The sequence below is a fragment of the Agromyces mediolanus genome (assembly GCF_023715325.1).
Taxonomy (GTDB): Bacteria; Actinomycetota; Actinomycetes; order Actinomycetales; family Microbacteriaceae; genus Agromyces; species Agromyces mediolanus_A.
The window spans coordinates 13883-35594 of the sequence record NZ_JAMBNX010000009.1; the positions used below are offsets into that span (position 1 = coordinate 13883).

Annotated in this window: 21 protein-coding genes; 7 read left to right on the forward strand and 14 right to left on the reverse strand. The window is 71.1% G+C overall.

Going from position 1 to position 21712, the window contains the following annotated elements:
* Positions 1 to 8: 8 nt before the first annotated feature.
* Entirely contained in the window at positions 9 to 1283 is a 1275-nt protein-coding gene (gene ectB / locus M3147_RS15065) for a diaminobutyrate--2-oxoglutarate transaminase (RefSeq protein WP_251204238.1), read from the forward strand.
* A gap of 65 nt (positions 1284 to 1348) precedes the next feature.
* Here the strand turns inward: ectB and M3147_RS15070 are convergent, their stop codons facing one another.
* Positions 1349 to 1807, reverse strand: a complete 459-nt coding sequence (locus tag M3147_RS15070; RefSeq protein WP_251204239.1) for a hypothetical protein — start codon at positions 1805 to 1807, stop codon at positions 1349 to 1351.
* Between the two features lie 895 nt (positions 1808 to 2702).
* Between M3147_RS15070 and M3147_RS15075 the strand changes: the two genes are divergently transcribed.
* Positions 2703 to 2912: a hypothetical protein gene (locus tag M3147_RS15075; RefSeq protein ID WP_251204240.1), complete on the forward strand. Its 210-nt coding sequence runs from the start codon at positions 2703 to 2705 to the stop codon at positions 2910 to 2912.
* 28 nt (positions 2913 to 2940) lie between these two features.
* Here the strand turns inward: M3147_RS15075 and M3147_RS15080 are convergent, their stop codons facing one another.
* Together M3147_RS15080 and M3147_RS15085 are read right to left on the reverse strand one after the other, a co-directional pair.
* The gene (locus M3147_RS15080) at positions 2941 to 3390 is read right to left on the reverse strand and encodes a recombinase family protein (protein ID WP_251204241.1); all 450 of its coding nucleotides are present in this window, start codon (positions 3388 to 3390) and stop codon (positions 2941 to 2943) included.
* A 67-nt stretch (positions 3391 to 3457) separates the two neighbouring features.
* Complete coding sequence (locus M3147_RS15085) at positions 3458 to 4102, reverse strand: hypothetical protein (protein WP_251204242.1); 645 nt, start codon at positions 4100 to 4102, stop codon at positions 3458 to 3460.
* A 126-nt stretch (positions 4103 to 4228) separates the two neighbouring features.
* Here M3147_RS15085 and M3147_RS15090 point away from each other — a divergent pair, with 126 nt between their 5' ends.
* From M3147_RS15090 to M3147_RS15100, 3 genes are all read left to right on the forward strand, one after another.
* Positions 4229 to 5317, forward strand: a complete 1089-nt coding sequence (locus M3147_RS15090; protein WP_251204243.1) for a peptidoglycan-binding domain-containing protein — start codon at positions 4229 to 4231, stop codon at positions 5315 to 5317.
* A gap of 56 nt (positions 5318 to 5373) precedes the next feature.
* Complete coding sequence (locus M3147_RS15095; protein ID WP_251204244.1) at positions 5374 to 5964, forward strand: ATP-binding cassette domain-containing protein; 591 nt, start codon at positions 5374 to 5376, stop codon at positions 5962 to 5964.
* Between the two features lie 383 nt (positions 5965 to 6347).
* Positions 6348 to 7082: an ABC transporter permease gene (locus M3147_RS15100; protein ID WP_251204245.1), complete on the forward strand. Its 735-nt coding sequence runs from the start codon at positions 6348 to 6350 to the stop codon at positions 7080 to 7082.
* A 50-nt stretch (positions 7083 to 7132) separates the two neighbouring features.
* Here the strand turns inward: M3147_RS15100 and M3147_RS15105 are convergent, their stop codons facing one another.
* From M3147_RS15105 to M3147_RS15115, 3 genes are all read right to left on the reverse strand, one after another.
* Positions 7133 to 7936 carry an alpha/beta fold hydrolase gene (locus M3147_RS15105; protein ID WP_251204246.1) on the reverse strand — a complete coding sequence of 268 codons (804 nt, stop codon included), beginning with the start codon at positions 7934 to 7936 and terminating at the stop codon, positions 7133 to 7135.
* Positions 7933 to 8490: a bifunctional nuclease family protein gene (locus tag M3147_RS15110; RefSeq protein WP_251204247.1), complete on the reverse strand. Its 558-nt coding sequence runs from the start codon at positions 8488 to 8490 to the stop codon at positions 7933 to 7935. Before M3147_RS15110 ends, M3147_RS15105 begins: the two co-directional genes overlap by 4 nt.
* A gap of 121 nt (positions 8491 to 8611) precedes the next feature.
* Positions 8612 to 9241 (reverse strand): TetR/AcrR family transcriptional regulator, encoded by a 630-nt coding sequence (locus tag M3147_RS15115; protein ID WP_251204248.1) that lies wholly within the window; start codon positions 9239 to 9241, stop codon positions 8612 to 8614.
* Between the two features lie 90 nt (positions 9242 to 9331).
* Here M3147_RS15115 and M3147_RS15120 point away from each other — a divergent pair, with 90 nt between their 5' ends.
* Positions 9332 to 10132 carry an SDR family oxidoreductase gene (locus M3147_RS15120; RefSeq protein ID WP_251204249.1) on the forward strand — a complete coding sequence of 267 codons (801 nt, stop codon included), beginning with the start codon at positions 9332 to 9334 and terminating at the stop codon, positions 10130 to 10132.
* A 79-nt stretch (positions 10133 to 10211) separates the two neighbouring features.
* On the opposite strand, the gene M3147_RS15125 is transcribed toward M3147_RS15120, so the two are convergent.
* The 6 genes from M3147_RS15125 to M3147_RS15155 all read right to left on the reverse strand — a co-directional run bounded on the left by M3147_RS15125 (position 10212) and on the right by M3147_RS15155 (position 17734).
* Entirely contained in the window at positions 10212 to 10970 is a 759-nt protein-coding gene (locus M3147_RS15125; RefSeq protein WP_285873931.1) for a GntR family transcriptional regulator, read from the reverse strand.
* Between the two features lie 28 nt (positions 10971 to 10998).
* Positions 10999 to 12546: a sulfatase family protein gene (locus M3147_RS15135; RefSeq protein ID WP_251204250.1), complete on the reverse strand. Its 1548-nt coding sequence runs from the start codon at positions 12544 to 12546 to the stop codon at positions 10999 to 11001.
* Entirely contained in the window at positions 12543 to 13907 is a 1365-nt protein-coding gene (locus tag M3147_RS15140; protein ID WP_251204251.1) for an MFS transporter, read from the reverse strand. Before M3147_RS15140 ends, M3147_RS15135 begins: the two co-directional genes overlap by 4 nt.
* Positions 13908 to 14181: 274 nt before the next feature.
* Positions 14182 to 15567: an MFS transporter gene (locus M3147_RS15145; protein WP_251204252.1), complete on the reverse strand. Its 1386-nt coding sequence runs from the start codon at positions 15565 to 15567 to the stop codon at positions 14182 to 14184.
* 218 nt (positions 15568 to 15785) lie between these two features.
* Positions 15786 to 16451, reverse strand: coding sequence for a class II aldolase/adducin family protein (locus M3147_RS15150; RefSeq protein WP_251204253.1), 666 nt, complete (start codon positions 16449 to 16451; stop codon positions 15786 to 15788).
* Entirely contained in the window at positions 16448 to 17734 is a 1287-nt protein-coding gene (locus M3147_RS15155; protein WP_251204254.1) for an MFS transporter, read from the reverse strand. Before M3147_RS15155 ends, M3147_RS15150 begins: the two co-directional genes overlap by 4 nt.
* A gap of 181 nt (positions 17735 to 17915) precedes the next feature.
* Between M3147_RS15155 and M3147_RS15160 the strand changes: the two genes are divergently transcribed.
* On the forward strand, positions 17916 to 18830 hold the full coding sequence (locus M3147_RS15160; RefSeq protein WP_251204255.1) for a sugar-binding transcriptional regulator: 915 nt from the start codon (positions 17916 to 17918) through the stop codon (positions 18828 to 18830).
* Between the two features lie 48 nt (positions 18831 to 18878).
* Here M3147_RS15160 and M3147_RS15165 read toward each other — a convergent pair whose 3' ends face one another.
* The gene (locus M3147_RS15165; RefSeq protein WP_251204256.1) at positions 18879 to 19892 is read right to left on the reverse strand and encodes an NAD(P)-dependent oxidoreductase; all 1014 of its coding nucleotides are present in this window, start codon (positions 19890 to 19892) and stop codon (positions 18879 to 18881) included.
* A gap of 100 nt (positions 19893 to 19992) precedes the next feature.
* Entirely contained in the window at positions 19993 to 21528 is a 1536-nt protein-coding gene (locus tag M3147_RS15170) for an FGGY family carbohydrate kinase (RefSeq protein WP_251204257.1), read from the reverse strand.
* Positions 21529 to 21712 lie beyond the last annotated feature (184 nt).

Sequence of the window (21712 nt, forward strand, 5' to 3'; positions counted from 1 at the left end):
CGTCCGCCATGAGCGATGCCGCGAACCTTGACGTCTTCACCCGCCGCGAGTCCGAAGTGCGCGGCTACGTGCGCGCCTTCCCGACCGTGTTCGACCGTGCGAGCGGCTCGACCATCGTCGACGCCGACGGGCGCGAGTACCTCGACTTCTTCGCGGGCGCGGGCGTGCTGAACTACGGGCACAACAACCCGGCGTTCACCGAGGCGCTCATCGCCGAGCTCGAGCGCGGCGGCATCATGCACGGCCTCGACATGGCCACCTCCTCGAAGCGCGCCTTCATCGAGGCCTTCGAGCGGCTCGTGCTCGAGCCCCGCGGATTCGACTACAAGCTCCAGTTCACCGGCCCGACCGGCGCGAACGCCGTCGAGGCCGCCCTCAAGGTCGCTCGCCAGGCGACCGGCCGGCAGACGGTCGTGGCGTTCACGAACGCCTTCCACGGGCTGAGCCTCGGCGCGCTCGCCGCGACGGGCAACAGCCACTACCGCGGGGCCGCCGGCGTCGGCCTCGACGATGTCGTGCGCCTCCCCTACGACGGCTACCTCGGCGCCGGTGTCGACACGCTCGACCTGCTCGAGAAGATGCTCGACGACCCGGGCTCGGGCCTCGACCTGCCCGCCGCCGTCATCGTCGAGGCGGTGCAGGGCGAGGGCGGCATCAACGTCGCGAGCGTGCCGTGGCTGCAGCGTCTGCGCGCGATCACGGCGGAGCGCGGCATCCTGCTGATCCTCGACGAGATCCAGGCGGGCGTCGGCCGCACCGGAACCTTCTTCGCCTTCGAGGCCGCGAACATCGTCCCCGACCTCGTGACCGTCTCGAAGTCCATCTCGGGCTCCGGCCTGCCGATGTCGCTCGTGCTGCTGCGCCCCGAGGTCGACGTCTGGCAGCCCGGCGCACACACCGGCACCTTCCGCGGCAACAACCTCGCCTTCGTCACCGCCCGCGTCGCGCTCGAACGCTACTGGGCCGACGGCGCATTCATGGACGACGTCGACCGCACCTCGGCACTACTGCGCGGCGAGCTCGAGGCGATCGCGGCGGAGCACTCCGAGCTCGCGCTGCGCGTCCGGGGCCGCGGCCTCATGTACGGCCTCGTCTGCGAGCTCGACCGCGGCCTCGCCGGGCGCATCTCGAAGGCGGCGTTCGCGCGGGGCCTCGTCATCGAGACCTCGGGCGCGCACGACGAGGTGCTGAAGTTCCTGCCGGCGCTGACGATCACCGATGCGGAGCTGCGCCGCGGCCTCGAGATCGTGCGTGAGAGCCTCGCGGAGGCGAAGGGGAAGTAACCCGGGTGCGCGGGACGAACGCCCGCGCACCCGGCGCTACTCCACGTGGAGCGCGGCCCCATTCGTCAGGTGTCCAGGCCCGGGCGCTCGACACTGCTCCGCGGAATCGGCTCAGTGAGCGTCGGCACGGTGGCCGCGTCATATCTGCCGCCGCAGTCGAGCGTTCCTCCGTACCCGGCGGTGATCAGCCCCGTCCGATCGGGCGGATTCATCGATGCTCCAGAGCTCCCGGCTACACAGCCCCACTGTCCGGCCACCGCCTCCCATGGCACTCGGTCCCACCATGCGGCGCGCTCCTTCCAGTACGCGTTCCGTTCGGCGACCGACTGGCCGAAATCGACGCTCCTCGGTTCCGGGTCCGCTGCGAGAAATGCCACGAGTTCGTCTTCGTAGCGCGCCTGGTCGGCAGACGATATCGGCGCCGCAACCCGCTCCTCCGTCGGTTTCCCGGACATCGCGACCAGTCCGCCCGCGGCGGCCAATGCGAGGAGCCCGACACCACACGAGGCAATCCATCGGTTCATGATTCGACGCTCCTCACATCAACGCGCAGTGCCGACCATAGGTGGCGCTTCCCGCCATGAATGCGGAAGAGAAGCGGCCGCTGTAGGCGGCGCTCCCAGTCGCGTACCAGGTGGCGAACAGGCCACCGGTCCCGAGAGTCCCGAGCGCGATCTGGCTGCCGTTGACGCAGGACCCTGTGCCAGGCACACTGCCCAGCCGAGCTCGACCCGTAAGTGTCTTGTTGAACCCGTTCTGGAAGCTCGCCGTCAGGGTCGGACTCCCGCTTGCTGGACGAGTCAGGCAGTAATTGTCGCCGCCCGGAAGGTCGCATTGCTGAACAGCGAAGGTGCTCGCCCCTTGAGCAGCGTCCATCGCGTACACAGCCAGCCGTGCAGTTCGGGGTTCCGGGATCCCAACTGAACCGAGTTCAAATGACTCCAGCTCACCACTGCAGTTCGCCACGCCTCCATATTGTGCGCTCACCGCGCCATTGGCGGACTCCAAAAGCTCCACGCTGGTTTCCCCAGCCTCGCACCCCCACTGCGCCGCCACCGCATCCCATGGCACACTGCTCCACCAGTCGTGCATCTCTCGCCAGTACGCGTTCCATTCAGCCTGAGGGGCCCCAGTACTCGGGGCGCTGGGCTCGGGGTTCGCGGCCCGAAATGCCGCAACCCGTTTCTCTGCATCTCGTTCGCTTGCACCCCAGATACGCTCGACCCCACCCTCCGGGCCACCTCCCACCCCGAGGCCCAGCCCGATCGCCAGTGCCGCACCAACAACTTTCCCCCACATGGCTCCCCAACCCTTCAGCGTCATCGCATGTTCCACCGCAGCGTGCGGCGTCAATATCGACGGTACATCGGGATACCAAAAAGGGTACTCTTTTCACTCCTTCGGAGGTAGCATTCGAGCATGGATTCGGACCGGAACGAGGGTGGCGGCATCCCGCCGTCGAATGAGCCGCCGTTCCAGGCCGTCAGCCCGAACCTCGATCGCTTCTCGCGCTCGTCACTCGCCCCGGGCACGCTGAGCCGTCGCCGCATCGTGCGCACGGGCATCGCACTCGGGGCGCTGCTGCTCGCCATCGTCGCGGGCGTCAGCTGGTGGATCGCGCTCGGCTGAGCGAGCCACGCTCGCCAGTCGCGCGGCGTTAGGCCTCGAGCCCGGTATCGCTCAGATGGCGCGCGCCGTGGCTCAGCACCTTCACGACGACGCCGCGGCGGCGGAGCTCGGCGAGCGTGCGGAGCTCTTCGTCGACGTCGCGGCCGAGGGCGTGCACGGTGGCGACGACGAGCACGTCGCCGCCCTTGAGCGTGCCGAAGAACCGGGCCAGCCGCTGCTCCCACGACTCCGACAGGTTCTCGGGCGCGGGGTGGCGGAAGTCGGAAATGGCGACGCCGAAGTGCGTGAGGTCGTCGCGCTGCTCGACGATCGAGGGCATGTCGTCGCGCGAGACGACGAGGCCGACGAGTCGGGAGCCCGCGGGGCGGGCCATCCACCAGCGCCCGTCGCGCTGGAGCTCGACGAAGCAGTCGGGGCATTCGATGGCGGCGTGGATCGCCTCGGCCTCGGCCATGGATCCCGTGTTCGTCTCGCTCATCGCGCGCTCCTCGTCAGTGTCGACCCTCCTTCCAGGGTACGGCCTTCCGCCGACACGGGGAGAGGCATCAGGGTGACCGTTGACACCTAGTTGTAGAAGCGGTCACCGGGGTCTGGGCCTTCGCCTTGAGCTGCGCTTCATCCGAGGCGCTCAGCTGCGCTTGGGTGAACACCTCGAAGTACGGCAGCCACAAGCTGGCCGGGTCGCTCGTGAACGTCTCCACCCAGACCTGCTCGGAAGGCGGATCACTGATCGAGTAGCCCTGCGCGATCAGACAGTCCCGTGTTCCGACTTCACGCGCGTACCGCTCACGAATCGCGCTCTCGGTCATCTCAGGGACCGGGTAGTTCAGCTCAACCTGAGCCTGGCACTCGCCGAAGTCCTCCTCGTACTGATCCGATTGCGCGGCGGGGATCTCGCCGCTCATGCTGCCGTCGTCTGCGACCGTGAGGTTCACCCATCCGGCGTCGACCATGCACTCGTGCATGGCTTGACTGAGGACCTGCGAGACAGTCCGCCCGCCGAGCAGGCCCTCGGCGTCGACCTCGCTCAAGTAGCCGGCGTCCGCCCCGCCACTCGATTCGGTCGAGCCGCCTTCAGCCGTCGAAGCCCCGCCGGAGCAGGCGGCGAGGAAGACCGCACCGCACGCGATCACTCCCGCGACGGCGGAGCGGAACGCAGCGCGATCTCCCATGGCCGTCTTCAGCCGCACGATGCGGAGCATACCGATGCCGTGAGACCCACATTTTCCCCGATTCTCTCCTGCCGGGCGTCGATGCCATGGCAGTCGAAACATAACGCCTGGTTGGATTGTTTGCAATGGCCTATGCTCGACGCCATGGCCGAACCGCAGTCGGTGAACCGACGCCCGAAGTGGGGACCGTGGGTGGCGGGTGGGGCGCTTGGGATCCTGGCGGGGGCGGCGATCGGTTGGGCCGGGTCCGTCGTGTTCGCCCCCGGCGACGATCTCCTCGAGGAGACTCCCTACACGTACATCGAGCTCACGGACGGCGAGGTCGGGTCTTCGATCTCACTCAACGCCGTTGCTGCATGGAAGGCGATGCCGGCAGGCACGAATCAGTCGTCCGGCACAGTGACCTCGGTCGATCTCGCAGGCGGCGCCGCAGTGAACGGTGGAGAGGTGCTCTACCGGGTCGGGCTGCGACCAGTCGTTGTCGCTGCGGGCAGTGTCCCGGCGTTCCGCGCGCTTGAAATCGGCACGAATGGCGAAGACGTTCAGCAGTTGCAGGCGTTTCTCGCGTCCGAAGAACTGTACTCAGGACCACAGGACGGCGACTTCGGCTGGCGTACCGCGCAAGCCGTCCACGAATGGCAAGCGCAGCTCAGCGTCGAAGACGACGGAGTGGTGCGCCTGGGCGATCTGGTCTTCGTCCCCCAGCTGCCGGCTCGACTCGCCTTGGATCCTAAGGTGATCTATCGCGGCGCAGCGCTCGGCGGCGGCGAGCAAGCGATTTCCGGCCTCGCACCGGAGCCTTCCTTCGAGATCCCAGTGGCCAGTGCGCAGGCCGCGCTCATTCCAGTGGGTACGAGCGTTCAGATCAGCGCCGGCGACGCAAGCTGGTCGGCAATCGTCTCCGAACAGACACCTGCGAACGAAGGGGACGAAGTGCGCCTCGCACTCGTTGGCCCGAACGGCGGCTCGATCTGTGGGGACGCATGTGCCGAAATCCCGACGGACGGGCAGAGCCGCTTCCCTTCCGAGGTCGTGACTCAGGCGCCGGTACGGGGAGTCGTGGCGCCAACGGCAGCGCTCATCTCCAGCCCGGACGGGGAGGTCGGTGTCGTCGACCAGGACGGTGTCACGCACAAGGTCTCGGTACTGGCATCCGCCAAGGGGATGTCTGTGGTCGAAGGCGTGTCTGCGGGCACGCGGGTACGCATTCCCGCATCGGCGGAGTCGCGATGACGAGTCCCCCAGCTCGGCTGACCGCTCGAGCGCTCTCGTTCAGATACGACGCTGCCGTGCCACTGCTGGAGGATTGGACCTCAGCGTTCGAAGCCGGCGAGGTGGTCGGCGTGACAGGGCCGTCCGGGCGTGGAAAATCAACGCTCCTGTATCTGCTCGGGCTGATGCTTCGTCCGTCGCACGGTGAAGTCCTGCTGGACGGGGAGCCCGTTCACGCCGCGCCTGATCGGGCTCGAGCGCGCCTTCGTGCCCACCGGTTCGGCTTCGTGTTTCAGGATGCGGCGCTGGACCAGTCTCGGACCGTCCTCGACAACATCCTCGAGGCTGCACTCTACCGCGGCGACGACCTCGCAACGGCAGCGCAGCGTGCGCGGGAGCTCATGGATCGCTTCGGTGTCGGATTGCGCCCGACGGCCAGACCCGGTCAGCTCAGCGGTGGGCAGGCGCAGCGGATCGCCCTGTGCCGAGCGCTGCTCGGCGATCCGGCAGTGTTGCTGGCCGACGAGCCAACGGGCAACCTCGACGCGGAGTCTTCGGACCTGGTGATCGAAGCCCTGCACGATCAGGCTGCGCGCGGCGCGACGGTCATCGTGGTCACGCACGACCCCACCCTGGTCGAGCGATGCGATCGGCAGCTCACGCTGTGACGGCCGTCCGTTCCGGGCCTAGCCGACCGCAGATCTTCCGCGAAGCGCTCGCCTCGGCACTCGCGGCTCCGGTCACCTCCCTTCTGACGCTCATCATGGTCGCCGGGATGTGCACGGCGGTCCTGCTCACGTCGGGGCGAACCGTCGGCGCCGAGCAAGCCGTCGTGAGCTCGATCGATTCAGCTGGCACCCGATCCATCGTCGTGCGAGCCGAAGTCGGCGCCGGCTTGGATACGTCGATGCTTCGGCGACTGGAGACGCTCGACGGGATCGCCTGGTACGGAGGATTCGGCCCCGCCAGCGATGTATGGAACGCCGCGTTCCCCGGCGGGAACCCGGTCGCCATTCGGATGGCGTACGGACCGGACTGGTCCGATGCCGGCGTGCCCGCAGGCGCCACCGACGGTGGATCCGCCTACGCGTCCCCCGAGGCGCTCGCGGAACTCGGCATGTCCCACGCCTTCGGCCGCCTGACGGGCGCAGGCGGCCAGGGTTTCACGGTCGCCGGACACGTCGACACTCCGGCGCACTTGGATTTCCTCCAACCACTCCTCATCGCGCCTCAAGGGATTCCAGACCGCGATCGAGAGACGGAACTCTCCCTCCTCGTCGTAGTGGCGGAGCGCCCGGATCTCGTCGCCCCGGTCGCGGATGCAATCACGGCGATGCTGGCCGCAGACGACCCGGGCAAAGTCACGGTCGAAACCAGCGAAGAGCTCGCCACCCTTCGCGCGATGGTCGAGGGTCAGTTGGGCTCATTCGGTCAGGCGCTCACCGCCGGCATTTTCGGGATCACCGGCGCACTCACTGCGGCGATCCTGTACGGCATCGTCATGATGAGGAGGAAGGACTACGGCCGTCGACGAGCCCTCGGCGCGAGCCAACGGCTCATCGTGAGTCTGCTTCTCGTTCAGACGCTGATCCTCGCCCTCACGGGCGCGTTCCTCGGGACGTGCGTCTCGATCCTCGTCCTCGGCCTCAGTTCAGACCCGCTTCCACCGACGACGTACCTGTTCAGCGTCGGCATTCTCTCGGTGGCCGTCGCAGTGCTGGCGAGCCTCATCCCCGCCATCGTCGCGTCTCGGCGCGAGCCGATTGCGGAGCTGAGGGTTCCCTAGCGCGCACCGCCCTCGCGACCTGACCGGCGCGGGAGCGTGTTCGCCGGGACTCAGTGCGAGTCGGCGAGGAACTCGGCCGCGCCCTCGCGGAAGACCCGCGAGCCCGGCGCGTTGAAGTGGTGCCGCCCGGGCACCTCGAGGAAGCTCGCGGCCGGGGTCGCCTCGGCGAGGCGTCTCGACTGCGGCAGGATGGCGTCCTCCGACCCGGTCGCGAAGAGCACCGGCTGCCGGGGCGGCCGGGCCGGGTCGGGATCGGCGTCGCCGCCCGCCATCCCCTCGGCGAGGGCGATGAGCGCCAGCAGGTCGTTTCCGGGCACCCGCTCGGCGAGGGAGACGTAGCTGCGGGTCACCCGGTCTTCGACGGGGGTGCCGCGCTCGGCGTAGGCACGTGCCTGCTCGGTCTTCAGCCGGGCGAGCGGGCGACCGTCGGGGATGCCGCCGAGCACCGCCCGGGAGACGTGCTCCGGGGCCTGAACGGCGAGCTGCCAGCCGACGCGAGCGCCGAGCGAGTAGCCCGCGTATCGCACGCCGTCGAGGAGGTACGTGTCGAGCACGGTCACGAGATCGGCGACGAACGCCGACATGCGGTACGCCTCCGGGTCGTGCGGGTGCCCGCTCGCGCCGTGCCCGCGCTGGTCGATGCCGAGCACCCGGAACCCCGCGCCGAGGAGCTCGCGCACCCAGCCCGTCTCGACCCAGTTGTCGCGGCAGCTCGAAGCGAAGCCGTGCACGCAGAGCACGGTGGGCGCGTCCTCGTCGCCCCAGGAGTAGGTGGCGATCCGGGTGCCGTCGGGGGCGAGCACGAACTGGGGCGCGGGGAGCTCGGTGCGCGCCGGCACCGTGGCGTCGGTCATCCTTGGAAATCCTCCGGGTCGACGTCGTCGAGGAAGCGCTTGAACTCCTCGAGCTTCGCCTCGTCGGCAGCGGACGGCGGAGCGTCGGGATCGTCGACGGATGCGGCATCCGCCTGGTCCTCGTCGTCGTCCGCGCCCGCGGTGAGCGCCGCGGGGATGGCGGCGTCCTCGAAGACCGACTCGTCGACCACGATCTCGGCGCCGGCCCGCACGGCGAGCGCGATCGCGTCGCTCGGCCGGGCGTCGACGAGGCGCGGTCCGTTCGGCGTGACGAGGGTGAGCTCCGCGTAGAAGGTGCCGGCGTCGAGCTTCGTGATCTCGGCCCGGGCGATGCGGGCCCCCAGCAGATCGATGAGCGTGGTGGTGAGATCGTGGGTGAGCGGGCGCGGCGTGTGCTCGTCGTTGATGGCGACGAGGATCGAGTTCGCCTCCTGCGCGCCGATCCAGATCGGCAGTACCTTCGGTTCCCCCGGCCCGTCGACGAGCGGCCGGAGCAGCACGAGATGCTGCCCCGCCTGATCGAGCGCGACCCCGAGCACGCGCATCATGATCATGCCGCCACCTCCCCTCCCATGGTAGGCGGCGGCGTGCGGATGCGGTCGGGTCCCTCCCGGTTCCGCCCGGGATGCGCCGAGATGGCAGGGTCCGTCGGCACGGCGGGCGCGACGCCGGGGCTCAGCGCCCCAGGCGGATCCACGCGAGCGCGGCGTCGACCGCGTCGGCGGGGTCGCCCGGCGCGTCACCATCGGCCCAGCCGCGGAGGGCGGAGAACGTCGCGGCTTCGTAGGCGGCGGCGAGCGCGGCGCAGACCGCGGGCCCGGCCCCGGGCAGCCGCTCGGCGAGGTGGGCGGCGAGGCGGGCCGTCCACATCCGGTTGGCGGCCGCGGCGGTGGCGACGAGCTCGGGCTCGGCGGCGATGAGGCGGAACCAGGCGGCGGCGCTGCGTCGCACGTGCACGTCGTGCGAGACAGAGGCGACGATCGCCCGGCGGACGGCGGCGGCCGCGTCGGGCTCGTCGCGGAGCTCGACGATCGCCTGCTCGAGCCGCTCGTTCGCGGCCTCGACGCCGGCCCAGGCGATGCGGTCGCGGGTGCCGAAGTGGCGCATCAGGGTGCGGGCGCTGACACCGGTCGTCTCGGCGAGCTCCTTCCAGCCGGTCTCGGCGTAGCCGTGCTCCGACCAGAGCAGGAACGCCGCCTCGGTGACGGCCCCGACGTCGACGACGCTGGGGCGGCCACGGCCTCGTCCGGCTCGGCCGACGGCCTCCGCAGAGGCATCCGCTCTGCTCGTGCCTGCCGATTCCACGCGATCCTCCCCGTCCCGACGATTATTGGCGTATCGTGTCAAATATACGGCATCACCCCCGCCGTCACGTGAAATCGGAAGGACTTCCCCATGACTCGCACCTACGTCGTGACGGGCTCGGCCTCCGGCATCGGCGCCGCCACGAAGGGCGCGCTCGAGGCCGCGGGTCACCGCGTCATCGGCATCGACCTGCGCGGCGCCGACATCGAGGCCGACCTCTCCACGACCGAGGGCCGCGCCGACGCCGCCGCCCGGGCGCTCGAGCTGGCCGGCGGCGTCGTCGACGGCGCCATCGCCTGCGCCGGCATCTCGGCCCCGGTCCCCGCCACCATCTCGGTGAACTACTTCGGCGTCGTCGAGCTGCTCACCCGCCTCCTGCCCGGGCTCGCGAAGTCCGACGCGCCGCGCGCGGCCGTCGTCTCCTCGATGGCGTCGTTGCAGCCGAACTCCCCCGAGCTCGTGGCCGCCGCGCTCTCGGGCGACGAGGCCGCCGCGGTCGCCGTCGCCGGCGAGCTCGCCGCGCAGGGCCCCGAGGTCGGCTACCTCGTGTACCCCTCCTCGAAGCGCGCCCTGTCGCGCTGGGTGCGCCGCGCCTCGATCAGCCCCGAGTGGGCCGGCGCCGGCATCCCGCTGAACGCGGTCGCCCCCGGCACGGTGCTCACGCCGATGACCGCCGGGCTCCTCGAGACGCCCGAGGGGCGGGCGATGGTGGATGCCGCGGTGCCGATGCCCCTCAACTCCCACCAGCCGCCCGAGTCCATCGCGAACCTGCTCGTCTGGCTCACGAGCGAGCAGAACACGCACCTGGCCGGCCAGACGATCTACTGCGACGGCGGCGCCGACGCGACGCTCCGCGGCGACGACATCTGGTCCTGGAACGACCCCGCCTGACCCGCGCCTCTCCCCGAGTTGCCCGACTTTCATGAAAGTCGGGCAACTCGGGGGTGGGGGTGGGGTGGACGGAGCGGGCTCAGCCGCCGATGGCGCGCACGAGCGTCGTGCTGATCGCGTCCTCGCGGAACGCGAGCTCGGCGCAGCTCACCGTCTCGCCCGTGTCGGAGATGGCGAGCTGCCGCGTGCGCAGCTGTGGCGCGCCCGCCTCGCGATCGAGGAGCCGCGCGGTCTCCTCGTCGCAGGCGACCGCCCCGAGCGTCGACTCGTACTTCACGATGCGCGCGCCGTTCAGGCGGAGGAACCGCGGCAGGTCCATGCCGAGATCCGCGAGCTCGGTGGGGTTCAACCGCCCGCCCGGCAGCTCGAGCGGCAGGAAGTCCCGCATCACCATCGCGGGCGCGCCGTTGATGGCCAGGGTGCGGGTGACCCGCCAGAGCTTGCCGTCGGCACCGAGCCGTTCCGGCGCGAGCGCCTCGGCCACCCACTCCGGCGGTGCGAGGTGGTCGACCGCGAAGGCCGCGAGGCTCGCCTCCCGACCGCTCGCGTCGATCTGCCCCGGCAACGAGCCGATCTCGTCGAGGGCGACATAGATGCGCCGGAACGGGCCGGCCGAGGCATCCCGCTCCCGCGCCGCGATGAAGGTGCCCGCGCCCCAGCGGCGCACGATGGCCCCCTCGTACCAGAGCCGGTCGAGCACCTCGCGCACCGTGACCCGGCTCACCCCCGCGAGCTCGGCGAGCTCCGCCTCGCTCGGCAGCCGCTCGCCGGCGACCCCCTCGTCGAGCAGCGCGCGGATCGCGGCTTCGGCGGCGGTGACCTTGCTCGAGGCGGGCATGGCTCCCATTATCCCGGGGGGCCGCCGCTCACCACGCCCCGATGCGGTACAGCTCGCGCGGCGAGTTCGGGAACCCCTCGGCGATGATGAGCTCCGTCAGCCGGGTGAAGAGCTCGTCGCGGGTCGTCCGCCAGGCGGGATCGGCGGCGAGGTTCCGCTGCTCGTCGGGGTCGTCGACGAGGTCGAAGAGCTGCTCGCCGCCACCGTCGGGGTAGTACGTGAAGCGGAAGCGCTCCGTGCGCACCGTGCGCGCCCACGACGAGGTCCGTGCCTCGACGTGGCTGTTGTTCGACTGGATGTACACGGCGTCACGGGCGGATGCCTCGGCCGAGTCGCCGCCCGTCCGGCCGAGCACGCTCGGCAGGAGCGAACGGCCGTGCAGCATCGGCAACCGCCGCTCCCCCGCCCGGGTGTGCTGCGGCAGCGTCGGCGGCTCGACGCCGGCCCAGTCGTACACGGTCGCGGCGAGGTCGGTGTGCTCGGCGAGCTCGGCGCGCGGCCCCGGCACGGCGCCGGGCGCGGCGACGACGAGCGGCACCCGGATGCACGGGTCGTAGTGCCGCTCCCACTTGCCGACGAGGCCCTGGTCGTGCAGCAGTTCGCCATGGTCGGAGGTGAACAGGAACAGCGCCCCCTCGAGCCGCCCCGCCTCGGCGAGCGCGCGCCGCACCCGACCGAGTTCGTGGTCGAGGTGCGCGAGGTCGGCGAAGTAGAGCTGCCGCTGCCGGCGCCAGTCGCACTGGGCGTAGCTCGGCTCGCGGTAGCGCTCCTGGGCGAAGTACGGGATCGGTCGCTCCGCCCACTCCGCCGGGACGGGCTCCGGGATGGCGTCGACCTCGACCCGGTCGACGAACTCCGCGGGCGGGGCGAAGGGGTTGTGCGGCTGCACATAGGAGATGTGCGCGAAGAGGTCGCGCTCGCCTCCGTCCGCGATGAACGCGCAGGCGTGGTCGGTGATCCACGCCGTCTGCGAGACCTCGGCGGGGAACGGCAGCTCGTACGCCTCGCCGGTCGACTCGGGGAAGCGCTCCTGGGCGGCGAGGATCCGCGCGCGCAGGTCGACGTGCTCGGGGCCGTAGTCCAGGAGGTCCTCGGACATCGTCATCCACACCGTCGAGAGGGCGGCCTCGTAGTGCTCGGGGTGCTCCCGCTCGACCCAGTCGATCCACTCGCCGGCCCGCAGGTCCTCGGTGTTCGCGACGACGTCGTAGCCGTAGACCGTGTAGTCGGGGGCGAGCTCCTCGAGCTGCGTGACGTGGTGCAGCTTGCCGAAGGCGCCGGTGCGCCAGCCCGCCCGCTGCAGCCCGCGCATGAACGTGGGCACCTCAGGATCGAGGTCGTAGCCGCACTCGGTGACCCCGTGGCTCACGTTCGCGAGGCCGGTGGCGATGCTCGCCCGGGACGGGCTGCACACGGGGTTCGTGCTGAACGCGTTGCGGAAGGTCGCGCCCTCGGCCTGCAGCGCGTCGAAGTGCGGCAGTTCGACGATGCCGTCGCGGGCGAGCTCGAGCCACTTGGCGGCGAGCTGGTCGACCATGAGGAGGACGATCGTGCGCGGGGCGGTGGGGCGGGTCATGCGGTGGGTCCTCCGATGGATTCGCGGATGGCGGGCGAGTCGTGGGCCGCTTCACGGCGCACCACGCGGGGGGCGATGAGCGTGCAGACGATCATGAGCACCGTGAGCACGCCGAGGTAGAGCGAGACCGAGGTCGTCGTGCCCGTGGCCCCGGTGAGGCTCGCGGCGATGAGCGGGGTGAGCCCGCCGCCGAGGACGGCCGCGATCTGGAAGCCGAGCGAGATGCCGGTGTACCGCACCCGCGCGGGGAACAGCTCGAAGAAGAGCGCGGCCTGCGCCCCGTACGCGACGCCGCCGAGCGCCCCCACGACGGGCATGACGGCGAGGATGAGCGGCACCGATCCGGTCGCGCCGACCCCGAACATGAGGAACGGGGCGACGAGGATGAGCACGGCGCCGACGAGGTAGGCGCGGGTGCGCCCGAGACGGTCGGAGAGCCAGCCGCCGAGGAGGGTGGCGAGCAGGTAGCCGGCCGCGGCGACGAGGTTCGCGAGCGTCGCCGTCGCCGGCGCGATCTGCATCTGGTTCACGAGGTACGAGACGAAGAAGACGCCCTGCGTGAAGCCGAACGCGGCGACCGAGATGTACATGCCGATGGCGACGAGCACCATGCGCCAGTGCTTGCGCAGCGTCTCGAGCACGGGCACCTTCGGCGGGGCTGCGACGGTCTCGGCGTCGCGGTCGCGGTCGGCGTCGCGGTCGCGGAAGGCGGGTGACTCCTCGATCTTCGATCGGATGATGAGCCCGACGGCGACGAGCACGACGCTGAACAGCAGCGGGATGCGCCAACCCCAGGCGTCGATCTGCTCGGGCGTGAGCAGCACGAAGAGCAGGGTGACGACGCCGGTGGACAGCATGATGCCGAGGCCGCTGCCGGTCTGCACGGCGGAACCGAAGATGCCGCGGCGGCGCTCCGGAGCGGATTCCATCATGAGGGTGATCGCCCCGCCCCACTCGCCGCCGATGCCGAGCCCCTGCACGAAACGCAGCAGCACGAGCAGCACCGGCGCGAGCGCGCCGACCTGCGCGTAGGTCGGCAGGAGGCCCATCAGCATCGTCGCGACGCCCATGGTGAGCAGGCTCGCGACGAGCATGGGCTTGCGGCCGATCCGGTCGCCGAAGTGGCCGAAGACGATGCCGCCGATGGGGCGGGCGAGGAAGCCGACGGCGAAGGTCGTGAACGCGAGGAAGGTGCCGAGCACCGGGTCCTCGGCGGAGAAGAACAGGCGGCCGAAGACGACGGCGGTGAGCGTTCCGTAGACGTTGAAGTCGTAGAACTCGATCGCGTTGCCGACGACGGTCGCGGCGGTGAGCCGGGCCATCGGGGTGCGCGAGCCGGGGGAGGCGAGCTGGCTGGTCACGGAATCTCCTTCGATTCGAACCGAGAGGTATAGACGTCTTGTGCAGGCCGAGCGTAAGCGCTTCCGAACACGACGTCAAGACCGATTCGCTCGGGCCACTGAAAGAGGTATGGATGTCTCCGCGTCGCGCCGCCCGCACGCAGAGGGGCGCGGCATCCGATCGGATGCCGCGCCCCTCGTGTGCGCCTGGCCGGCCGCGCCGCAGCCGGGCCGCCCTCGAACCGAGTTGCCCGACTTTCATGAAAGTCGGGCAACTCGGGGGTGGGGCCGGGCCTCAGGCCTTCGAGAGCCCGTAGATCGGGCTCTTCGCCTGCTCCGCCTCGTGGTCCGGGCCGAGCGGGATCCCGCTGCGGTCGCGCAGCAGCAGGCTCGCGACGAGCCCGAGCAGGGTCATGCCCGCGAGGTACCAGGTCACCGACATCGTGGTCCCGGTCGCGTCGACGAGCGCCGTCGCGATCGAGGGCGCGAACGCCCCGCCGAGGATCGCGCCGATCGCGTACGAGATCGAGACGCCGGAGAAACGGATCGACGCGGGGAACAACTCCGAATAGAGCGCCGCCTGCGGGCCGTAGGTGAAGCCGAGGCCGATCGTGAGCACCGCGAGACCGAGGAACAGCAGGCCCACCTCCCCCGTGTTCACGAGCGGGAACAGCGCGAACACCCCGCCGAGCTGCAGCACCCAGCCGATGAGGTACGTCGTGCGGCGGCCGATGCGGTCGCTCAGCCAGCCGGCGAACCAGGTCGACAGCAGCCAGGTCACGGCGGAGCCGGCGACCGCCCAGAGCACTGGGCCGCGCTCGAGGCCGATCGGGCCCTCGGGGTTCGTCGCGTAGTTCTGGATGTAGCCGCCGGTCGTCATGTAGCCGACCGCGTTGTTGCCGGCGAAGACCAGGGCCGCGATGAGCACGAGCAGCAGGTGCTTGCGGAAGAGCTGGATGATCGGCATCCGCGTCTGCTCCTTGCGGTCCGCGATCTCGACGAAGACCGGGCTCTCCTCGACGCTGCGGCGCACGTAGTAGCCGATCAGGATGAGCACGACGCTGAGCAGGAACGGGATGCGCCAGCCCCACTCGAGGAACGCGTCGCCCGGGGCGATGACCGCCATCAGCGCCATCGTGCCCGAGGCGAGCAGGAGCCCCAGCGGCACCCCGATCTGCGGCGAGGCCCCGAAGAGCCCGCGCTTGGACCTCGGCGCGTGCTCGACGGCCATCAGCACCGCGCCGCCCCACTCGCCGCCCGCGGAGATGCCCTGCACGACGCGGAGCAGGATCAGCAGGATCGGTGCCGCGACGCCGATCGCGGCGTAGGTCGGCAGGAGGCCGATGAGGGCGGTGGCGACCCCCATCAGGATGAGCGTCAGCATCAGCACGAGGCGGCGGCCGTACTTGTCGCCGAGGTGCCCGGCGAGGAACGCTCCGAACGGGCGGAACAGGAAGCTGATGCCGACCGTGAGGAACGACAGCAGCGTGCCGACGCCGGGGCCGGCGGGAGCGAAAAACAGCTCGCCGAAGACGAGGCCGGCGGCCGAGGCGTAGATGAAGAAGTCGTACCACTCGACGGTGGTGCCGACGACCGTGGCGAAGACGACCCGCCTGCGGTCGCCGGCCTGGGCGATGGTGCCCGTCGGGGTGAACCCCGGAGGCTGTTCTGCTGCGCTCATGGCCGACTCCTTCGTCTGATCAGGGGCTCGGTGAGCGAGCGCCGCACGATCACCGAGGGCGGTCGCGACGAGGGGGTCGTCGACGACCGGCATCCATGATGATATACGATTTCAGATTTCTTCTCGACCCAGCCCGCGCGCGAACCGCCGCACGCGACCAGGGTTGCCCGACTTTCATGAAAGTCGGGCAACCCTGGTTCTGAGGCCGGAGGAGCGGCTCAGGCGTGGTGCAGGGCGGCGAAGTGCTCCGGAGGGAACGTCGTCGAGGTGTCCCCCAGCAGCAGCGCGCGGTACGTCGTCGTCGCCGCCTCCTCGAGGTTCAGCGCGCGACGGAACGCCATCGCGACCGAGTCGCCGAGCGCCGAGCAGCCGTGGTGCCCCATCACGATGCAGTCGTGCTCGCGCGCCTGTTCGGCGGCCCTGTCGGCGAGCTCGTCGGAGCCGTTCGGGTAGAACGGCGTGCGGCCGATCGAGCGCACGTAGTACGCGTGATCGAGGGTGATCAGCCGGATGTCCCGGCCGAGCGCGTCGAGCAGCACCGCGTGCTGCGGGTGCACGTGCACGACCGCGTGCACATCGGGGCGCACGGCGTAGCTGCGCTGGTGCAGCTTCCACTCGCTCGACGGCCGCGCGCCGGCGAGCACTTCGCCGCCGAGCGTCATGACGGCGAAGTCCTCGGGCGTCAGCCGGTCGAGCCAGGTACCGGCGCCGGTCACGACGAAGCGGTCCTCGTCGATCCGGGCCGAGAGGTTGCCACCCGAGGCGAGGGCGAGCCCGCGGGCGACGATGTCGGCGCCCGCGCCGCTGAGCTCGGCGACGAGGTCCCTGGTGCGGGCGTCTGCGGAGGAGGGAGAGGCGGCCTGCGAGGCGGTGGCTCCGGTCATGCGGGGATCCTCTCGGGGGTCGGGAAGGCGCCGAGCCCGTCCTTCGGCGAGCGCAGCAGGAAGGTCAGGCCGAAGCCGACGAGGTACAGCGAGGCGATGATCCAGACGGTGCCCTGGATGCCGATGGGTGTGACGAGACCGGCGATCACGGGGCCGACGAACTGGCTGAGTCCGGCGCCGAGGTTCAGGATGGCGACGGCCGCCGCCTTGTGCTGCGGGGCGAGCAGCGGCACGATCGCCGAGAGCGGCACGAACATGCCGAGCGCGAGGCCGTAGACGATCGCGATGGCGATCGTGATGCCGAAGTTCGGGCCGATCGCCGTCGGCACGTAGTAGAGCGCGAGCACCGTGACGAAGCAGCCGATGCCGCCGGCCCAGGCGACCACGTTGACGCGGCCGATCCAGTCGGCGAGGTAGCCCGAGATGAGGTTGGCGGCGACGTTCGCCGCCAGCATCGTGCCCCAGATGGCCTGCCACTCGGCGAGGCCGAAGCCGACGTCGCGCACCATGTACGTCGTGAGGAAGACCACGAAGGCGTAGAACGAGAGCGTGTTGATGATGCGTACGACGCCGCCGACGCCGACCTTCGGGTTCGACGCCACGATCGTGATGCTCGAGACGACGCCCTTGACGCTGTTCGCGAGCGTCACCTTCTGCGTCACCGGGTTCCGCAGCAGGACGAGCACCATGAGCCCGCCGACGACGACGAAGGCGAGGGCCATCCAGAGGGTCGCAAGTTCGCCGATGAGCGGGATGACCGCACCGGCGAAGTAGGAGCTCAGCACGCCGAGGCCGAGCGTCGAGAAGAACCAGTACCAGCCGACCGCGCGGCCCATGACCTGCTCGTCGGTGCCGATGGTGATCCAGACGAGGAAGCCGAAGGCGAACATCGGGTAGCCGAGGCCGCGGATGCCGAAGGCGAGGAGCATGATGCCGTAGTTGCCGCCCATCACGCCGAAGACGAGGAACACGAGCTCGAACACCACCCAGATGGCGAAGCCCAGCATCATCACCCGCTTCGGCCCCCAGGCCTCGGCGAGCGCGCCGCTCAGCCAGGCGGCGACCGCGACGACGATGCCGTAGACGGCCCAGAGCGTCGCGACCTGCCCGGCTTCGAAGCCGAGCTCGTCGAGGTAGGGCGACAGGAAGCCGGCCTCGATGCCGTCGCCGATCATGAAGATCGTCAGGGCGACGAAGCCCCAGGCGAGCGGGCGGGCGATGCCCTGCGTGCGGAGCAGTCGGCCGAACCGGGTCTCGGTGCCGGCCGTGGGGGTGGCGGTCATGGATGGACTCCTCATTGAGTGCGCAGTCGGGCTGCGGTACTTCGGGGGATCATGTACATTTGTTCACAACAATGAACTTCTGCTCAGTCATCATCCGGCGAAGCCGTGCGCCTGTCAAGCCCGCCCGAGACTGAGGCCGGCGCGACGGTCGCGCCGGGACCTGGCATGGGAGGATGACGGCATGCTCTTGGGTCGCGTCGCACGCATGTACTACGAGCACGGATTGACGCACCAGGAGATCGCCGACACGCTCGGTGTCTCCCGCATCCGCGTCACGCGACTCCTCGCCGAGGCCCGCGAGACCGGCGTGGTCGAGATCATCGTGCACGTCGAGGAGTCGCTCTTCGCCGACGACGAGCGCGATCTCGCCGCCGCGTTCGGGCTGCGCCAGGTCTGGATCTCCCCCAGCGTCGCCGACGAGCAGAAGGCCGCGCGCGCCTTCGCGAGCGTGGGCGCCGAGGCGCTCGCCGCGAAGCTCGAGCCCGACGCGGTCGTCGCCCTCGGCCTGTCGACGGCCGTCGCGCTCGTCGCCGAGGAGTTCCCCGACCACCCCCTCGCCGCGAGCTTCGTCCCGGTGGCCGGCAGCGTGAGCGGGCTCGTCAACGGCGCCAACCCGCACGAGCTCGCCCTCGCCTTCGCGCGGCGCACGAACGGCCGGGCGTTCCACCTGCCCGCGCCCCTGCTCGCCGCCTCCCCGGAGGCGGCTGCGGCCTCGCTCGCCGACCCGGGCGTGCGCGGGGTGCTCGAGCTCGCCGCCCGCGCCGACACCCTCGTCGCCGGCATCGGCGGCACGGCGCGCGGCCAGGGGCTCCTGCTCTCCTCGCTGGGCGACGCCGAGCGCGAGCGGCTGCTCGCCGACGGCGCGGTCGGCGACCTCGCCGGACGGTTCTTCGACGCCGACGGCGACGCCGTCCACGGCGCGCTCGACGCGCGGGTCGTCGGCCTCGGGCTCGACGAGCTGCGGGCCATCCCGAACCGCCTCGGCATCGCGCGCGGCGAGACGAAGCTCGCGGCGCTGCGCACCGCGCTCGAAAGCGGGCTCGTGAATCTGCTCGTCACGGACTCCGACACGGCGAAGGCGCTGCTCGCCGACTGAGCGCGCACACCGGGGCGCCGCGCTCAGCCGGCTCCTCCGGCATCCGCGTTACGCCGCCCGCTCCGCGAGCGCGCGCGCGTTCGCGACGCCGGGCACCTGCTCCCCGGCGAGCCAGCTCCGCAGCGCGGCCGCGGCGATCCGGGAGTGCTCGGCGATCACGTCGTCGGAGGCGCCCGCGATGTGCGGGGTCATCGTGACGTGCTCGAAGGAGAACAGCTCGGAGTCGCGCGGCAGCGGCTCCTCGTAGAAGACGTCGAAGCCGGCGCCGGCGATGCGCCGCTCGCGCAGCACCTCCATGAGCGCGGCCTCCGCGACGATGGCGGCCCGGCCGGCGTTGACGAGGAACGCGCTCGGCTTCATGAGCGCGAGCTCTCGGGCGCCGATCAGGCCCTCGGTCTCGGGCATGAGCGGCACGTGGACGGTCACGATGTCGGCGCTCGACATGACCTCGTCGAGCGGGGCGATGCGCGCCTCCTCGCCGAAGGCGTCGGCGGGCAGGAACGGGTCGTAGACGAGCACGTCCATGCCGAAGCCGCGGGCCCGGCGGACCATCCGCCGCCCCACCGCTCCCCCGCCGAGCACGCCGAGCGTGCGCCCGCCGAGGCCGATGCTGCGGAAGCGCTCGTACGGTTCGAACACGTCGTCGGCGGTCCAGTTGCCCTCGCGCAGCCAGCGCTCGGAGGCGCTCACGTGGCGCACGGTCGCCATCAGCAGCGCGAAGCTCAGGTCGGCGGTCACCTCGGCGTTGCGACCGGGCGTGGTGATCACGGGGATGCCGCGGGCGGTGCAGGCGTCGAGGTCGACGTTGACGGGCTTCGCGCGGCAGGAGACGACCGCTTTCAGCGCCGGCGCGAGGGCGAGCGTCGCCTCGTCGACGACGTCGAGCTCGGCGATGATCACCTCCGCGCTCGCGAGCTGCGCCGCGAGCCCACGGTCGGCCGCGGCCAGGGAGGCGCCGTCCATCGTCGCCTCGACGAGCTCGACGTCGAAGGCGTCGGCGAGCGCGGCTGCGACGCCCTCGTCGAAGGCGGCGGTCACGAGGATCTTCGGTCGGTGGGTCACGGGGCTCCTCCTCGGAGTGGGTCGGTGGGTCGGTGGGCCAGCGGGTCGGTGGGTCGGTGATCGAGGTGCGGGGCGGCGGATGCTTCAGCCGGCGGATGCCTCAGCCGGCGAGCCGCGCCGACGCGGCCCGGAGCCGGCGGAGCGCCGGCCAGTGCGGGCGCATGGCGTCGCGGACGGCGAGGAAGTCGCCGTACGCCTCCGCGTACACGGCGGAGCGTTCGGCATCCGGCGCGAACACGCTCGTATCGGGCGCGAGGGCCTCGACGGCCGAGGCCAGATCCTCCGCGTGCCCGGAGGCGACGAGGGCGAGGCTCGCGACCCCGCGGGCGCCGACCTCCGGCGCGTCCTGCCGGACGATCTCGCGACCGGTCACGTCGGCGAGGATCGCGCAGAGCAGATCCGACTCGGAGCCGCCGCCGCACACGAGCAGCGCGCCCGCCACGCCGAGCACGTCGAGGCTCTCGCGCAGCGAGAACGCGATGCCCTCGTAGCCGGAGCGCAGCAGCTCCGCCGGGGTCGTCGTCACGCTCATGCCGTGCCAGGAGGCGGAGGCGGCCGAGTCGAGGAACGGGGCGCGCTCGCCGCTCGGCGACCCGTACGGCAGATAGAGGACGCCGCGGGAGCCGGCCGGCACCGCGGCGGCCTGCCGCTCGACCTCGGCCCAGTGGTCGAGCGTGAGCCCGAGGGTGGCGCGCACCCAGTCGAGGTTCGGCGTGCCGGTCATGGGTGCCATCGACTCGAGGACCTGCGTGCCGCGCCCCGTCGAGAGCACGATGCCGGCGTCGCTGCGCACGTGCGCGCGGCTCGGCTGGTTGACCCCGACGAAGCCGGTGGTCCCGAGGATCGCGTAGCCCTGGCCGTCGCCGATGGCACCGAGCCCGACGCCGGCGGCTGCGGTGTCGACGAGGCCGACGGCGACGGGCGTGCCCTCCGGCAGGCCGAGCTGGGCGGCCGCGGCGGCGGTCACCCGACCGGCGAGCGACTGCGGATCGCGCACCTCCGGCAGCCCGGCCCGGATGTGCTCGTGCCCGAGCGCCTCCACGAGCTCGGCCGAGTAGCGGCCGGTGGCGGTGTCGAGGTAGGTGCGGGAGGCCTCGCTCGGATCGGTCGCGATCTCGCCGGTGAGCCGGTAGCGCAGCCAGTCCTTGCAGTTCAGCTGGTGGGCGAAGCGCTCGCGGGTCTCGGGCTCGGCCTCGAAGAGCTCCTCCGCGAGCAGCGGCAGCGCGCCGGCGAACAGCGGGGAACCGGTGGCGCGACGGACCGCCTCGGCGCGGCCGTCGGCACGCCAGATCTCGAGCCGCTCCGTCGCGCGGCCGTCGAGCCAGAGCGCGGCGGGCCGCACAGGTCGCCCCTCGACGTCGACGAACCAGGCGCCGTCGCCCTGGCCGGTGAGGCCGATCGCGAGGATCTCAGGGTCGTCGTCGGCGCGCACCTCCTCGAGCACCGCGGTGATCGTGGCGGCCGCGGCATCCCAGATCCGGTCCAGCTCGGCCTCCGCGCCGCCGCGGGAGTCCCGCTCGATGTGCACGCTCGATCTGGAGACGCCGGCGATCGTGCCGTCGAGGCGGAAGGCGACGGTCTTCACCGAGGTGGTGCCGGCGTCGATTCCGAGAACAATCGGGGTGCGTCTCTGCATGGGCCCATCCGAACATTAGTACGCGTGTTTGATCGATTGTTCACAGCGTACCCCGTCCGGCCCGATCGGTCCAATACCGCCCGGTCCCACCCCACCCGAGAATCGCGAGCCGCACCCAGAGCCGGAGCCTCACACAGAGCCGGAGCCCCACACAGAGCCGGAGCCTCACACCAGGGTTGCCCGA

Excerpts from the sequence above, each read along its gene's own strand:
- M3147_RS15070 (WP_251204239.1), bottom strand. The coding sequence starts at position 1,807 with ATGAACCGATGGATTGCCTCGTGTGGTGTCGGGCTCCTCGCATTGGCC.
- M3147_RS15135 (WP_251204250.1), bottom strand. The coding sequence starts at position 12,546 with ATGACCCGCCCCACCGCCCCGCGCACGATCGTCCTCCTCATGGTCGAC.
- M3147_RS15110 (WP_251204247.1), bottom strand. The coding sequence starts at position 8,490 with ATGATCATGATGCGCGTGCTCGGGGTCGCGCTCGATCAGGCGGGGCAG.
- M3147_RS15150 (WP_251204253.1), bottom strand. The coding sequence starts at position 16,451 with ATGACCGGAGCCACCGCCTCGCAGGCCGCCTCTCCCTCCTCCGCAGAC.
- ectB (WP_251204238.1), top strand. The coding sequence starts at position 9 with ATGAGCGATGCCGCGAACCTTGACGTCTTCACCCGCCGCGAGTCCGAA.
- M3147_RS15090 (WP_251204243.1), top strand. The coding sequence starts at position 4,229 with ATGGCCGAACCGCAGTCGGTGAACCGACGCCCGAAGTGGGGACCGTGG.
- M3147_RS15105 (WP_251204246.1), bottom strand. The coding sequence starts at position 7,936 with ATGACCGACGCCACGGTGCCGGCGCGCACCGAGCTCCCCGCGCCCCAG.
- M3147_RS15160 (WP_251204255.1), top strand. The coding sequence starts at position 17,916 with ATGCTCTTGGGTCGCGTCGCACGCATGTACTACGAGCACGGATTGACG.
- M3147_RS15155 (WP_251204254.1), bottom strand. The coding sequence starts at position 17,734 with ATGACCGCCACCCCCACGGCCGGCACCGAGACCCGGTTCGGCCGACTG.
- M3147_RS15145 (WP_251204252.1), bottom strand. The coding sequence starts at position 15,567 with ATGAGCGCAGCAGAACAGCCTCCGGGGTTCACCCCGACGGGCACCATC.
- M3147_RS15170 (WP_251204257.1), bottom strand. The coding sequence starts at position 21,528 with ATGCAGAGACGCACCCCGATTGTTCTCGGAATCGACGCCGGCACCACC.
- M3147_RS15075 (WP_251204240.1), top strand. The coding sequence starts at position 2,703 with ATGGATTCGGACCGGAACGAGGGTGGCGGCATCCCGCCGTCGAATGAG.
- M3147_RS15125 (WP_285873931.1), bottom strand. The coding sequence starts at position 10,970 with ATGCCCGCCTCGAGCAAGGTCACCGCCGCCGAAGCCGCGATCCGCGCG.
- M3147_RS15120 (WP_251204249.1), top strand. The coding sequence starts at position 9,332 with ATGACTCGCACCTACGTCGTGACGGGCTCGGCCTCCGGCATCGGCGCC.
- M3147_RS15080 (WP_251204241.1), bottom strand. The coding sequence starts at position 3,390 with ATGAGCGAGACGAACACGGGATCCATGGCCGAGGCCGAGGCGATCCAC.